The following is a 12,301-nucleotide window of genomic DNA, read 5'->3' as shown; positions in this document are numbered from 1 at the left end:
CGTCGCCTCAGACCACGCCGGACGTACCGAGCAACGACCCGATGAGGAACGTCGCCACGAGCGCCGCCGCGCCGCCGATCACCACGCGGACCGTCGCGCGCAGGACCGGGCCGCCGCCGATCCGTGCGCCGATCGCGCCGGTGAGGGCGAGGGCGAGGAGCACGACCCCGAAGGTCACGGGCACGCGTGTCGACTCGGGCGGCAGGAGGATCGCGAGGAGCGGCAGGACGGCACCGACGGCGAACGCCGCCGCGGAGGCGGCAGCGGCGTGCCACGGACTCACGACGTCGGCCTCGTCGATGCCGAGCTCGGTCGACAGGTGCGCCGCGAGGGCGTCCCGCTCGGTGAGCTGCGCGGCGACCTGCTCCGCGGTGTCCCGCGTGAGGCCTCGGCCCTGCCAGAGAGCCGTCAGCTCTTCGAGCTCGGCGTCCGGGTCGTCGCGGAGTTCCCGCCGCTCGAGCTCGATGAGCGCGCGTTGGCTGTCCCGTTGGCTGCTCACGGACACGTACTCACCGAGCGCCATCGAGATCGCGCCGCCGACGAGCGCCGCGGCACCCGCCGTCGCGATCGCACCCGTGGAGGTCGATGCACCGGCGACGCCGACCACGATCGCAGCGGTCGACACGATGCCATCGTTCGCGCCGAGGACACCGGCACGGAGCCAGTTCAGGCGGCTGGCGAGGCCCCCCGCGTGCGCCTCGTCCGGGTGCGTCGCGGGCCCTGCGCCGCCCTCGTCGGATGCGGTCATGCCGCCACTCAACACCATCGGCTGCACCGCGCCCGGCAGTTCACCGTCGCGCAGGTGCTCCGCCGCTCGTTCGTGTGAGGTCTCGAGTGATCCGTGCCGGTGGGCGGCGCGGTCGTGCGCCTAGCGTGCGGTGCATGACTGCTTCGACACCGTCCACGACGACCGATCGCCGAGCGAGCGCCGCCCCGGACGGAGCACGCCGCCTGTTTGCGGTCTTCGTCGGCGTCACGGTCCTGTTCATCTTCCTGCAGTCCCTCACCGCGGGGGAGTTCATCACCGACGGGCTCCCGGACGGCGCACGTGCGGTGTGGACCGACGTCCACGGCTTCCTCGCCTACCCGATCATGGTGTTCGCACTGCTCGCCGCGATCGTGGCGTTCGCCCGTCTCGACGCCCGCGGCACGGCGATCATGACTGGCCTGCTGTTCGCCGGCGCGGTCGTGCAGTGGCTGCTCGGACACGCCATCACCACCCTGCACATGGACTGGGTCACCCCATTCCACGTCGTGCTCGCGTTCGTGATCTACGGCCTCGCCATCTGGCTGTCGGTCAGGAGCGCCGCGCTGCGCCGACGCTGAGCTAACGCGTCTGATTCACCAGCAGTCGTCCAACGACACAGAAGTACGAGGACAACCCTGACGCGCACCACACAACACAGATCAACCAGTGGCACCGGGGGAAACCGACTCTGCTGACACGTTGAACGAAGCTCCAGAGACGCGGGCCCACGGTGAGGCCTGCAGCTGTGAGCGCTCTGCATCCAAGAGACCTTCCTGCGACGGATGCCCCCGGAAGGACGTTCTGGACCTTGTCCGCGAACTAGCCGATACAGAGCTGAGAAGCTCTCCCGTACTCGATCGACTCCGATGAGAAACTGACAAGGTGTGTGCCGTGGCACTGTCATATCGTGATCCAGATCGCACCGCCCTCGCCGTGCTTGGGTCCCCAATCGCGCACTCGCTTTCCCCAACGTTGCACTCCGCCGCGTACGCCGAGCTAGGACTCCCCTTCTCGTACAACACGCATGAGGTACCCGCTGGGGGGCTTGCGGCTTTCGTCGCGGGACTCGGCCCGAGGCAGCGTGGGCTCAGCCTCACGATGCCCCTGAAACGTGAGGTACTTCCGCTACTCGACCGCACCACGGCGCTCGTAGACGAGCTCGGCGTCGCCAACACCCTCCTGTTGCGGTCCGAGAACGACCGCATCATCCGGGCTGGTGCGAACACCGACGTGGAAGGGTTGGTCCGGCCGATCAGCGCGATTGGATGCGCTCCGGTAGACGTGACGATCCTGGGCGGCGGCGCGACTGCGGTGAGTGCGCTCATGGCTGCCTTCCAAGTCGGTGCGCGGCTCGCACGGGTCTTCGTGCGAAACCCAGGTCGAGCCGAACCACTCACCACCCTCGCAACACGACTAGGTGTCGCCATCGAGGTGCACCCGCTCATCGAGGTCTCCCAGATCGGTCCGCTCGGTTTCGTCATCTCGACGCTGCCGGGAGGTGTTGCGGACGACCTTTCCCTTGTTCCGACCAATCCCGATGCGGTTCTGTTCGACGTCACCTACAAGCCGTCGAAGACGGCCATTGCGTCTCGATGGGAGGAGGCAGGGGGTCGCGTCCTGAGCGGTCTGGACATGCTGACGGAGCAAGCGATCGGCCAGATTCGGTTCTTCCTGACCGGAGACCAGGACGAGCCCCTGACCGACGAAGACGAAGTCCGGCGGTCGATGCGGATCGCCGTTGGCTTACCCCCAACGATCACGCCGTCCGCGGTTCACGAACTTCGTCACGAACTCACACATCACGTCGTCTGAGACGTGCGGCGTACGAGTCGTAGATCGTCTCGCTACACGATCGGCTATCGAACCGTCACTGGCGCCACCTGCGGGCGTATCCGCTTAGCTGTGATGATGCTCCAGGTACGCGTAACGCAATTGTAACCGTCCCATACGGCGTGTCATATGTAGGTGTCGGTGGTGCGGGTTACAGTCATCGCGACAAAGGAGGTGACATGAGTAGCAACAGGAACGTGGTGCCCAACCCCAATGGTGGTTGGGACGTGCGAGGCGGCGGAAGCCGAGCCTCGGCACACGCCGACACCCAGGCTGAGGCGATCGACCGTGCACGGACGATCATCAACAACCAGGGTGGCGGTGAACTCTCCATCCACAACCGAGAGGGTCAGCTGCGCGCGAAGGACACGATCGTGCCCGGCAACGACCCGAAGAACGTGAAGGGCTGACCCGAGCATCCCTTCACAGCGAGGCCCGATCACCTGGCGGCGATCGGGCCTCGTTCATGGCAGCTGCGCTGCAGCTACTTCGACTTGGGCGGCTTCGGTGGCTTGATCTGAGACGTTGACGGACGGACCACTGGTGGTCGTTGCACGTTCGCCGGCTGAATCCCGAACTGACCGTCCGGCTTCCGAGGCTTGTTGGTCACTGCCCTTGCCGCTTCGCTTGCGACGAGCTCGCCGGCGGCTTGATCTGAGAGTTCGCGGACCGTGGTGCTGGCCGGTACTGCACGTGTGCTGCCTGCATGCCGCGCTCGGTCGGGCGGGACGAACCGCCACCCGACTTCGCGTACGTGCCGGTCACGAACTTGCCTGGGACCGAACTTCGTGACTGACCACCCGCTGACTTCGACATCGCTCCGCCTCCTCCTAGCATTATGACCGGGAAAGGGGTCTGATGCCTACGAGTGCGCTGGGGGTTGCCTTCTACGTCTTCGCCCTGTTCCCGGGAGTGGCGTTCATCTTCGCGAGGGAGGGCCACCAGCCTGCAGTCAAACGCACCGCCCTGCGGGAGACTGCTGCGCTGGTCTTCGTGAGCGCGATTTGCGACGCCATCGTTGCTGCGATCGTCGCGGTCGCGTCCATCTGGTGGACTGACCTTCGCACCCGGCTCAGCGAACTCGCCGCAGGAGATCTTCGGTGGGTACACGACCACCTCGCAGTCTCGATCTTCGCCGCGATCGGCACGGCCGCCCTCGCCACTCTCCTCGGCTACCTTCTCGGTTCGGAGTGGGCCGATAAGCGCGGCCTCAACCGGATCTGGCGATCAGCAATCCCACGAGATACGTCTGCCTGGACTCGTCTGTTCGGTGATGCCCCAGAGGACGAGGTTGTCCAGGTTGCCATGGTGCTCAAGTCAGGCGGATGGGTCAGCGGCGTCCTGTGGGAGTTTGACAACGACCCTGACCCCCACCCGCACCGCGCCATCGTCCTGACCCAACCTCAATACCGCCCAAGCGGAAGCGACGATATTGAACCGCTCGAGGGAGTGGACTACGTCGTCATCGAAGCCGGCGAAATCGAACAGCTCCACGCGGCCTTCGTTCCAGTCGAAGAAGCAGAGGTCGACGGCCCGATCGAGGAGTAGATCCTCGCGATGTACAGACCACGGCGTGGCAAGGATGCCCCCGGAGCTTCCGGCACAGTCGCGGTAGCCGATCGGCTACTGAGACGCTGGTAAGCGTCGTGTTCAGGTCGCACCAAGTTGGGGCGGTGTTCGATGCATGGCTGCTCATCGCCTTCCGGACAACGTGTGTCGGCCATGAGACGAGTGTGGGTTTGGTGGTCTCATGAAGTACTTGGTCTATGGCAGCGACCGTGTGATGACCGGCGATGCGAGCGCTGATGCGGTGCTCGCGTATTCGGTCGTGCTCGCGCAGCACAGCACGACCGACCTCGTCGACGTGCCGACGGCGGACGAGCACGGCGCCGCGTCCAGCGTCGGGCTCCTGCTCGGTCCGGCGATCGCGGTGATGAGCGAACCTGCTCCGGACGACGAACTCGAGCCCGACGACACGGCGTTCGTCGCCGAGATCACCGGACGCATCGGCCGCTTCGGGCGGCATCGGGACTCGGCACGGCACCCGGACGGCTTCGACGGGCTCGCCGCGGAGCTCGAGGCGGTGCTCGACCCGTCCCTCGACGTGCTGGACGCGATGGACCGCGTGATCGACACCTGCGTCCGGTGCACGTCGGCGACCGAGGCTGCCATCGTGCTGGCGGACCGGTCCGGCACCCTGCACGTCATCGCGTCCACCAGCGAGCGGTCGACCGACGCCGAGGAGGCCCAGCTCCGCACGAACGAGGGCTCCTGCATGGACTGCTACCGCACCGGGGAGACGATCGACGTGCCGGACGTCCGGACCCGCGCGGACGACTGGCCCGCGTTCGTCGAGACCATGCGCGAGCGCGGCATGGTCGGCACCTTCGCCGAACCGATCCGGCTCCGTCGCACTACGATCGGGTCCCTGTGCGTCTTCGCCACGCACGACCAGGGCCACGACGACCGTGACGTCGTTCTCATGCAGCTGCTCGCCGACGCCGCGTCCGCCGCGCTCGTGCGACAGCGCGACCAGGGGCGCATGCAGAACCTCGACGAACAGGTGCAGGACGCCCTCGACGCCCGGATCACGCTCGAGCAGGCCAAGGGCGCGCTCGCCCACCGTCAGGGCATCGGGATCGACGAGGCGTTCCAGGCACTCCGGAGCGGCGCGCGCGGTGCCGGTCGTGGCCTCCGGGAGCTCGCCGAAGACGTCGTCTACCGGGCCGAGCGGCTCGAGGGGCTCATCTGAACGTGCGGCTCTCGTTGGTCGTTCTTCCGACTACTGGAGCGGGTTTGGCTCGGGTATTCGCCGAACCGTTCGGTATACGTGGCCGCGAACCTCCCGAGGTGGTTGAAGCCCCACCGTCGAGCGATGTCAGCGACCGTGTCTGTCCAGGGCGTCGCGGTTTGCAAGTCCAGCCGCGCCTGGTCGAGGCGTACCTCTCGGATGTAGACCATCGGGGATCGCTGGAGGTGCCGCCGGAAGGACTCTTGCACCCCGCGAACGCTGATGTCGGCTGCGGCTGCGATGTCGCCGACCGTGATCGGTTCGTGTGCGTGTGCGTGCGCGTATCGCATTGCGGCGACGAAGCGTGCGTCGGATTGGCTTCTGATTGGCACGCGGACGAGGTCGGGGTTCAGTGGGTAGAGCTGGAGGAGCGCTTTCGCAACGTCGCGTTTGCCCGTTGACCAAGCTGACGACGCGGGGCCCTTCATGCGGAACGTTTTGACCGCGGCGGTGACGCTGGCGGCCCACTGAGTGATGGCGGTCTCGGTCGGCGGGATGTGTGTCTGGAAGCTGAGGGGCCTGCCCACGAGGGAGGTGTCAGCGGTGACACTGCGGAGCAGATCCTCATCGATGTGAACGAGGCGTTGGTCGACGTCGTTGAAGTCGACCTGGAACGGTTGGCCGGAGGGAAAGATGATCGGCGGCGAGCCCGGTTGCGTTGTGATTGTCTCGCCACCGAAGCTGAGGCGAGCGCGCCCCCGCGTCACCCACTGGGCGATGACGCCGTCCCCGGCTTCGAGGGTTCCGCGCAGGTACCCGTCAAGCTGGAGCCGGCGCAGTTGGAGGCGTTGATCGCCGATGCCAACGTATTGGAATCCGAAGTCCATGGATCCGGGTCGGCAGTGCAGGTCGTTGCCTCCATAGAGCTGATCGAGCAGCTCGATCGCGGCGGCAGGAGCGTGTCCCGAGTGGGAAATCAGCGGGGACCTGTTCGCGGTTTCTCAGCGTTGTGCGTCATCGCCGGACTTCGTGACGTGCGGCTGCATGGCCGGGATGGTGATGCGGCGATTGACGACGTGCCGGGCGGTGTCGGCGATGCGCGCCTGTTGTGAGCGTGCGTAGGAGCGGAGCATGTCGAATGCGGTGTCGAGATCGATTCGGTGCGTGTGCGCTAAGAACCCCTTGGCTTGCTCGATGGCGACGCGGCTGTCGAGGGCGTGCTGGAGCTGCGTTTGGACGAGGACGGCATGTTCTGTGGTGCGCTGCTGGAGGATGCTGATCGTCGCGACGTCCGTGAGCGCCCGCGCTGCGATGGCGTCCGTGGCGTTCAGCGCGCCGTTCGTCTCACGGAAGAGGTTCATCGACCCGAGCGTGTTGTTTCGGAGCCGGAGTGGGATGGAGTGCACGGAGGCGTACCCCAGTTGTGCTGACGCGGCCGCGAAGAGCGGCCACCTGCGTTGCATCTCCTCTGGGTTTTCCACGGTCACCGTCTCACCGGTGACGAACGCTTCCACGCAGGGCCCCTCGCCGGCTTCGAGCTGTAGGAGACCGATGAAGCTGCTGCGTTCGCTGGTGGACGCGACGACCTCGAGCTCCTGCTGCGGATTGGCGAGGAGGATCCCCGCCGCCTGGGCATCGAAAAGCTCGGCTGCGTTGTCGACCAGGGTCTGCAGGAGTTCGACGATGTCGTAATCGGAGACGAGACTGTCGGTGAGCGTGACGAACGCATCCACGAGCTGGTGCTCTCGAGTTCGTGTCATGGCGGTTTTTCCTTTCCTAGGAACTGACGTCGGAGCGGTCGGTGAAATCCACGTTCCGCGCGATGATGTCAGCGGACAGGTCGCGGACAGAACGTCCGGCACTGTGCGCATACGCCCGGAGCAGGAGCAGGAGCAGGGCATCGGCAGCGGTCGTCCCTGTCTGCGCGGCGAGCATGCCGGAGGCCTGATACACCTCGCGGCGGGAGTAACGGCCCTCGCTTCGCTGGCGCTCGTCGTTGGACCCTCCGGCCTGCACGAGCGCTCTGTGCAACACGTGCCGGGCCACGACGTGGACGAGTGCTGTCGCGTCGCGCACGGCGGTCGCCGGGAGCGCGACAGACGTTTGGTCGTACAGATCCACCGCTCCGACATTGAGGGTGCCGACGCGCATCGGGAACGCGAACACTGCGCCGAGCCCTGTTTCACGCAGCGCACGCGATGCCATCGGCCAGTGCGGCGATGTTGCGGTCTGCACGTTTGGCTCCAGAACCGGAACGCCGGTCAGCATCGCTTCCCAGCACGGGCCTTCACCGAGGTCCAGCTGGATCTCATCCAGTTCCGCTGCTGCCGCGTCGCTCGCACACACGGTCTCGGAGCCAAGAGGATCACCGAGTGTGGAGATCGCGACACCGGTGACGGGAAGCGCCGAAAGGAACGGACCGCACAGATCGTCACCAATCCCCGCGCGCTGCAACGACGCGATCGCGCTGACGAAGCCGCTGCCGGTCATGAATCAGACCACGGCCGGTGACAGCAAGCGTGGCTTTCCTTCGCACGTGGTGTCGACGACGCCTGAATACTGAGCAGGTATCGACGGGCGAAAAGTGAGCACTTCCGATACGTGTTGGAGGTGTGATCACGGTGGAGGACTGGGCCGAGATCCGTCGACTGCATCGGTCGGTCGGGTTGTCGCAGGCAGTGGCCGCGCGTCTCACCATCGCTGAGCACCTCGTTCCGCGGTGGATAGTCGCCGTCGCAGGCGGAACACGGGGACGTCATCGACCTTGCCGTCATGAACTCTCGCAGCGTCATCGCGCGTGTGCGGGAGGACCGGTCAGATCTCGGCTTCGTGGAGACGACCGAGATCCCCGCTGACCTCCGCGGCTGCGTGGTGGCGCGGGACGAACTGGTCTTCGTTGTCGCACCCGCACATCCGCTGGCGGCGCGCGCCTCCCTGTCCCTCCAGGAGGTCGCTGCCACTGCGCCCGTGGCCCGCGAGTCGGGATCAGGCACCCGCACCTCCTTCGAGCAGCTCTGCGCAGAACACGGCATCGAGGCAGTCGCGGTACCGGTGAGGGTTGCACCGACCTCAGCTGGTGCCCGAGCCTCGGTCACTGCTGGCGTCGGACCTACGGTCTTGTCCACCCTCGCCGTACGGGATGACCTTGCGCTCGGCCGCTTGGTACAGGCGCACATCGCCGACGCTCGGCTGGTCCGCCCTCTCACTGCTGTCTGGCATCCGGACCGGTCACCGTCCGGTGCCGCCGCCCTCCTGCTCAACACTGCTCGATCGACCGCTGTCCGCGAGACGCTCCGCTCAGAGCTGATTGAAGACCGCCTGCACGCCGAGACTCGTTGCGGCCACAAGCACCCACAGGATGATGCCGAGCAGCATCGGCCGGAACCCGGCTCGGCGCAGCGCGCTGAAGTCCGTGGAGATCCCGATTGCTGCGAGGGCGCAGGTGATGAGAAAGGTCGCCGCCGACCCGAGTGCGGGGGCCGCGGCCGCCGGAAGGAGCCCGACGGTGCGGAGGAACACGACCACAAGGAACCCGATCAGGAACCACGGCACCAGTCGGAAGATCCAGATGCCGCCGGCGCGTCCGGCACTGTCGCCCGACGTGCTCTGCTCGCGGGTGGTGCGTCGTGCCTCCAGTCCGGCCAGCCCGACCACGATCGGGATGATCATGAGAGTGCGCACCAGCTTCACGACAACGGCGGTGTCGGTTGCCTGACGGCCGTAAACCGTCGCCGTCGCGACAACCGACGAGGTGTCGTTCACCGCGGTCCCCGCGAACACACCGAAGGCGTGCTGCGAGAGGCCGAGCGCGTGACCGACCAGGGGAAAGACGAACACGGCGGCGATATTGCACAGGAAAATTGTCGACATCGCGTAGGCAACATCCGCGCTGACGGCACCGATCACCGGTGTGACCGCCGCGATCGCGGACGCACCACAGATGCCGGTCCCGACGCCGATCAGGGTGCGGAGCGCGTCAGATACGCGCAGCAGACGGCCGATCCCCCACGCCGCGACGAGGCACACCACCAGCGTGGTCAGCATCACCGGCAGCGTCTGCCCGCCGATGCGCAGCACCTCCCCGATGGAAAGCTGCGCGCCGAGCAGGACGACCGCAGCCTGCAGGACCCGGCTCGACGCGAACCGGACCCCGGACTGCAGGACACCGAGACCGCCACCCTGGCGCCGTCGGACCAGCCACCCCACAAGGGCACCGACGACGACCGCGGGGACGGGCCCCCCGACTACCGGGACGGCGCGCCCCACGAAAGTGGCGACGGTCCCAATCGCGACGGCGAGGACAAGTCCCGGCACTAACGAACGAAACTGAGCAAGGGAACGGACGGTCACCTTGCAACCTTCCCATCTCGCCTCGAGCCGGGCCAGCATCGGCTCGTTGTCGGCCGACAAGCTGGTCTTGCTGCCGTGCTCAGAACCAGATGCTCCGGTCAGCTCTCCTGTCGGCCACGTCGACGACGATCTGACCTCGGGCGATCATCGGCAGGTGTAGGGGCTGCTGAAATACTCGCGCCGTGATAGAAGCGACTGCCTCCCGCAGGTAGGGAAAGACGGTCATTACCGCGACCTCGTTGGCAAATAGCTGCAGGCTGCGCTGCGTGAGCACCGACGGGTCGAGCAGTGTGTACTCGCCCGCGACGCTGACGTCGACCTCACCGAGGGCGATCACGACGCGGGCGTTGAGGCGGACACCGAAGCTGTCCGCGTCAGAACGCTGCTGGACGACGATGTTGACCTGCCCCTCTTTAGGAGCATCCTCGGCGGGCAGTCCCAGTTGACTTCCCTTGGAAGACGGCTATGGTCAGAGGTTCATCCGCCAGCCAAATAGGGGAAGCGAGTTCTGATGCCCGGTAAGTCACCAACCACACGTGGAGCGACAAAGGTCGCTCAGCTGTCGATCAAGGAAAAGCGAGCGGCCAAGCGCGAAAAGCGCGAACCCGACGTCTTCCTCAAGCCGCGCAAGGGAGCGAGCCGCTGATCGGCTGACCGGGGGACCCCTTGGGTGCGAGGAGTTCCCCGGTCGCAACCGACCGCTCGCAACCGTTCAGGAGCAGGATGCAACCCTCGACAGTGTTCACCATCGGTCACTCCACACACCCGATCGAGGAGTTCATAGCGCTGCTCGAAAACAACGGCGTGCAACAACTCATCGATGTGCGGACGGTTCCCGGCTCCCGACATAACCCCCAATTCGGCGCGCAGGCGCTTGAGGAAAGCCTGATGGACGCAGGCCTGCACTATGCGCGGATGGAAGAACTCGGCGGTCTCCGCCACACCCCAGTGAATGTGGAGAGCATCAACGGCGCCTGGCGCAACAAAAGCTTCCGAAGCTACGCCGACTACATGCAAACCGAGCCCTTCGCGCGTGGAATAGACCGTCTGATCGATCGAGCAAAAGAGAAGACTGTGGCGATCATGTGCGCGGAAGCGGTCCCGTGGCGCTGCCACCGGTCTCTCATCGCGGATGCGCTGCTCGTTCGCCACATTTCTGTGAAGGACATCATGAGCGCCACCTCCACCAAACCCCACACACTCACGTCGTTCGCGTCGGTGGACGGGCAGCGGGTCTGGTACCCGCCCACTAACCTGGAAGGGCAACCGTAGGCATAGCGAGCCTCTCGCCGATGTGACCGAGTTGTCATTCCGAGAATGGATGTCGTCCACCATGGGCACCATCGGCACCTCGAATGACGATGTCGAGCATGGTGTGGTCCGCTTGCCAAACGTGGTTTGGACGGTTCGCCCGGCGCCGAAGTACCAGCTCGTGCTTGTCGCGGTACGAAGTCGGCCCGTCGAGGGCGAGCGTGATCATCGCGGGGTCGAGGCCTTGGATGATTCGTCGCACCGTTGAGTACGACGGGGCGGTCGTTCCCTCGTTGGCTGCACGTTCCGCCACGAGCCGATGCAGGGTCGCGACGGATGGTCGCGGCCGCGAGAGCGCTAACCCCTCGATGAGTCGAATCAGCTCGGGAGGCGTGTGCCGTTGTCCGCTGTCAGAGCGACGGGAGGTGTCGAGTCCGGCTGCTCCGGCTTTCCGGTAGCGAGCCAGCCAACCCGCAAGGGTCCGCAAAGGGACACCGCTCTCCCGCGCGAGGGCAGTTAGCGAGATCTGGTCCTCGACATGTAGTCGAAGGATCCGCCACCGCGCTTCCGCGTCCACGCTGAGCCTGTCACATCGGCGACGTCGCTCCCGCGGCGTCACCCTGCAGGTGCCGGTAGATCCGTGGGGCGGGAAACACCGAACGTGTCGGCAATCTCCTGGACGGTGTGCCCGCCGCCGTCGTACATCGCGCGGGCCTGCCGGATCTTGTTCGCGGTCATCTTGAACTTCGGGCCGCCCGAGCGTCCACGGGCGCGGGCGGCGGCGAGGCCGTCGTGGGTGCGCTCCACGATGAGGTCGTGCTCGAACTCCGCGATCGCGGCGAGCATGTGGAAAAACAACCGTCCGCCGGGTGTGGTGGTGTCGATGCCCTGCGAAAGCGCGCGGAGCCCGACGCCGCGGTCGTGGAGCTCGTCGGCGATCTGCTTCAGGTTTTTCACCGATCGGCCCAGCCGGTCGAGCTTGGTTACCGTCGCTCCACACCATCCATGGGCGCGGGCTTCAAGCATCACCCCGAATGACCTCGCGTCGACTCCGTTGTTGCTCCGTGAGGAAGGGTCCGGTACCCGCGCCACGGTCGAGGCCTGGCTCGACGAGGCTGGACTCCGCCTGGTCGCTCCAGCGGCGGTACTGGAGACGACGGGCATCATCCGCGCCAACGCTCGAGCGGGCATCGCGCCGGCGGTGATGAGTCTCCGCACCGTCGGCAGCGACCTCGCCCACGGTGCCCTCGTCCGGGTGCCGCTACTCGGCCCGCCACTGATCCGGCCGCTGCGCGCAATCTGGTCGGGTCACGCGGTGCCTGCCGTAGCGGCGTTCATGGAGATCGCCCACCGCGCAGCCCACCGGTGATCAGAACTTCCGCGATGGTGGC

At 66.3% G+C, this 12,301-nt stretch carries 15 protein-coding genes and 2 pseudogenes; 9 read left to right on the top strand and 8 right to left on the bottom strand.

The features are described 5' to 3' along the window. Positions 1 to 7: 7 nt before the first annotated feature. A complete protein-coding gene (locus tag OVA28_RS00685) occupies positions 8 to 748 on the bottom strand; it encodes a VIT1/CCC1 transporter family protein (RefSeq protein WP_194662979.1) in 741 nt (246 codons plus the stop codon). 134 nt (positions 749 to 882) lie between these two features. Here OVA28_RS00685 and OVA28_RS00680 point away from each other — a divergent pair, with 134 nt between their 5' ends. From OVA28_RS00680 to OVA28_RS00660, 5 genes are all read left to right on the top strand, one after another. Next, positions 883 to 1,326 carry a hypothetical protein gene (locus tag OVA28_RS00680; RefSeq protein WP_194662980.1) on the top strand — a complete coding sequence of 148 codons (444 nt, stop codon included), beginning with the start codon at positions 883 to 885 and terminating at the stop codon, positions 1,324 to 1,326. A gap of 304 nt (positions 1,327 to 1,630) precedes the next feature. Further along, positions 1,631 to 2,560 carry a shikimate dehydrogenase family protein gene (locus OVA28_RS00675; RefSeq protein ID WP_326493724.1) on the top strand — a complete coding sequence of 310 codons (930 nt, stop codon included), beginning with the start codon at positions 1,631 to 1,633 and terminating at the stop codon, positions 2,558 to 2,560. A 197-nt stretch (positions 2,561 to 2,757) separates the two neighbouring features. After that, the gene (locus tag OVA28_RS00670) at positions 2,758 to 2,988 is read left to right on the top strand and encodes a DUF2188 domain-containing protein (protein ID WP_194662981.1); all 231 of its coding nucleotides are present in this window, start codon (positions 2,758 to 2,760) and stop codon (positions 2,986 to 2,988) included. 448 nt (positions 2,989 to 3,436) lie between these two features. Continuing rightward, on the top strand, positions 3,437 to 4,126 hold the full coding sequence (locus OVA28_RS00665) for a DUF6338 family protein (RefSeq protein WP_194662982.1): 690 nt from the start codon (positions 3,437 to 3,439) through the stop codon (positions 4,124 to 4,126). A gap of 202 nt (positions 4,127 to 4,328) precedes the next feature. Next, positions 4,329 to 5,330 carry a GAF and ANTAR domain-containing protein gene (locus OVA28_RS00660; protein ID WP_194662983.1) on the top strand — a complete coding sequence of 334 codons (1,002 nt, stop codon included), beginning with the start codon at positions 4,329 to 4,331 and terminating at the stop codon, positions 5,328 to 5,330. On the opposite strand, the gene OVA28_RS00655 is transcribed toward OVA28_RS00660, so the two are convergent. The 3 genes from OVA28_RS00655 to OVA28_RS00645 all read right to left on the bottom strand — a co-directional run bounded on the left by OVA28_RS00655 (position 5,297) and on the right by OVA28_RS00645 (position 7,799). Continuing rightward, positions 5,297 to 6,247, bottom strand: a complete 951-nt coding sequence (locus OVA28_RS00655; protein WP_268095466.1) for a helix-turn-helix transcriptional regulator — start codon at positions 6,245 to 6,247, stop codon at positions 5,297 to 5,299. The two genes, OVA28_RS00660 and OVA28_RS00655, sit on opposite strands and share 34 nt — an antisense overlap. A gap of 63 nt (positions 6,248 to 6,310) precedes the next feature. Further along, a complete protein-coding gene (locus tag OVA28_RS00650) occupies positions 6,311 to 7,042 on the bottom strand; it encodes a GAF and ANTAR domain-containing protein (RefSeq protein WP_268095273.1) in 732 nt (243 codons plus the stop codon). A 43-nt stretch (positions 7,043 to 7,085) separates the two neighbouring features. Further along, on the bottom strand, positions 7,086 to 7,799 hold the full coding sequence (locus OVA28_RS00645) for a GAF domain-containing protein (protein ID WP_268095382.1): 714 nt from the start codon (positions 7,797 to 7,799) through the stop codon (positions 7,086 to 7,088). A gap of 267 nt (positions 7,800 to 8,066) precedes the next feature. On the opposite strand from OVA28_RS00645, the pseudogene OVA28_RS19165 reads away from it, so the two are divergent. Then, positions 8,067 to 8,570, top strand: a pseudogene (locus OVA28_RS19165) (LysR substrate-binding domain-containing protein); the annotation flags it as partial. Positions 8,571 to 8,606: 36 nt separating this feature from the next. On the opposite strand, the gene OVA28_RS00640 reads toward OVA28_RS19165, so the two are convergent. Beyond that, entirely contained in the window at positions 8,607 to 9,719 is a 1,113-nt protein-coding gene (locus OVA28_RS00640; protein ID WP_228506124.1) for a YeiH family protein, read from the bottom strand. Between the two features lie 19 nt (positions 9,720 to 9,738). Continuing rightward, complete coding sequence (locus OVA28_RS00635) at positions 9,739 to 9,996, bottom strand: hypothetical protein (RefSeq protein WP_194663617.1); 258 nt, start codon at positions 9,994 to 9,996, stop codon at positions 9,739 to 9,741. Positions 9,997 to 10,397: 401 nt separating this feature from the next. On the opposite strand from OVA28_RS00635, the gene OVA28_RS00630 reads away from it, so the two are divergent. Together OVA28_RS00630 and OVA28_RS00625 are read left to right on the top strand one after the other, a co-directional pair. Continuing rightward, positions 10,398 to 10,931, top strand: a complete 534-nt coding sequence (locus OVA28_RS00630) for a DUF488 domain-containing protein (protein WP_268095380.1) — start codon at positions 10,398 to 10,400, stop codon at positions 10,929 to 10,931. 61 nt (positions 10,932 to 10,992) lie between these two features. Then, positions 10,993 to 11,178 (top strand): hypothetical protein, encoded by a 186-nt coding sequence (locus OVA28_RS00625; RefSeq protein WP_228506138.1) that lies wholly within the window; start codon positions 10,993 to 10,995, stop codon positions 11,176 to 11,178. 39 nt (positions 11,179 to 11,217) lie between these two features. Here the strand turns inward: OVA28_RS00625 and OVA28_RS00620 are convergent. After that, positions 11,218 to 11,487 (bottom strand): annotated as a pseudogene (locus OVA28_RS00620) (helix-turn-helix domain-containing protein); the annotation flags it as partial. Between the two features lie 38 nt (positions 11,488 to 11,525). Continuing rightward, on the bottom strand, positions 11,526 to 11,936 hold the full coding sequence (locus tag OVA28_RS19085; protein ID WP_326493723.1) for a recombinase family protein: 411 nt from the start codon (positions 11,934 to 11,936) through the stop codon (positions 11,526 to 11,528). Between OVA28_RS19085 and OVA28_RS00610 the strand changes: the two genes are divergently transcribed. Then, on the top strand, positions 11,890 to 12,279 hold the full coding sequence (locus tag OVA28_RS00610) for a LysR substrate-binding domain-containing protein (RefSeq protein WP_228506128.1): 390 nt from the start codon (positions 11,890 to 11,892) through the stop codon (positions 12,277 to 12,279). The genes OVA28_RS19085 and OVA28_RS00610 overlap by 47 nt on opposite strands. The last annotated feature ends 22 nt before the right edge of the window (positions 12,280 to 12,301 follow it).

Source organism: Curtobacterium sp. SL109 (genome assembly GCF_026672405.1).
Lineage (GTDB): Bacteria > Actinomycetota > Actinomycetes > Actinomycetales > Microbacteriaceae > Curtobacterium.
This window is presented reverse-complemented; position numbering and strand designations above follow the sequence as displayed.

Coding starts and splice junctions, on each gene's coding strand:
- OVA28_RS00670 (WP_194662981.1), top strand. CDS start 2,758: ATGAGTAGCAACAGGAACGTGGTGCCCAACCCCAATGGTGGTTGGGAC.
- OVA28_RS00665 (WP_194662982.1), top strand. CDS start 3,437: ATGCCTACGAGTGCGCTGGGGGTTGCCTTCTACGTCTTCGCCCTGTTC.
- OVA28_RS00685 (WP_194662979.1), bottom strand. CDS start 748: ATGACCGCATCCGACGAGGGCGGCGCAGGGCCCGCGACGCACCCGGAC.
- OVA28_RS00680 (WP_194662980.1), top strand. CDS start 883: ATGACTGCTTCGACACCGTCCACGACGACCGATCGCCGAGCGAGCGCC.
- OVA28_RS00645 (WP_268095382.1), bottom strand. CDS start 7,799: ATGACCGGCAGCGGCTTCGTCAGCGCGATCGCGTCGTTGCAGCGCGCG.
- OVA28_RS00660 (WP_194662983.1), top strand. CDS start 4,329: ATGAAGTACTTGGTCTATGGCAGCGACCGTGTGATGACCGGCGATGCG.
- OVA28_RS19085 (WP_326493723.1), bottom strand. CDS start 11,936: ATGCTTGAAGCCCGCGCCCATGGATGGTGTGGAGCGACGGTAACCAAG.
- OVA28_RS00625 (WP_228506138.1), top strand. CDS start 10,993: ATGGGCACCATCGGCACCTCGAATGACGATGTCGAGCATGGTGTGGTC.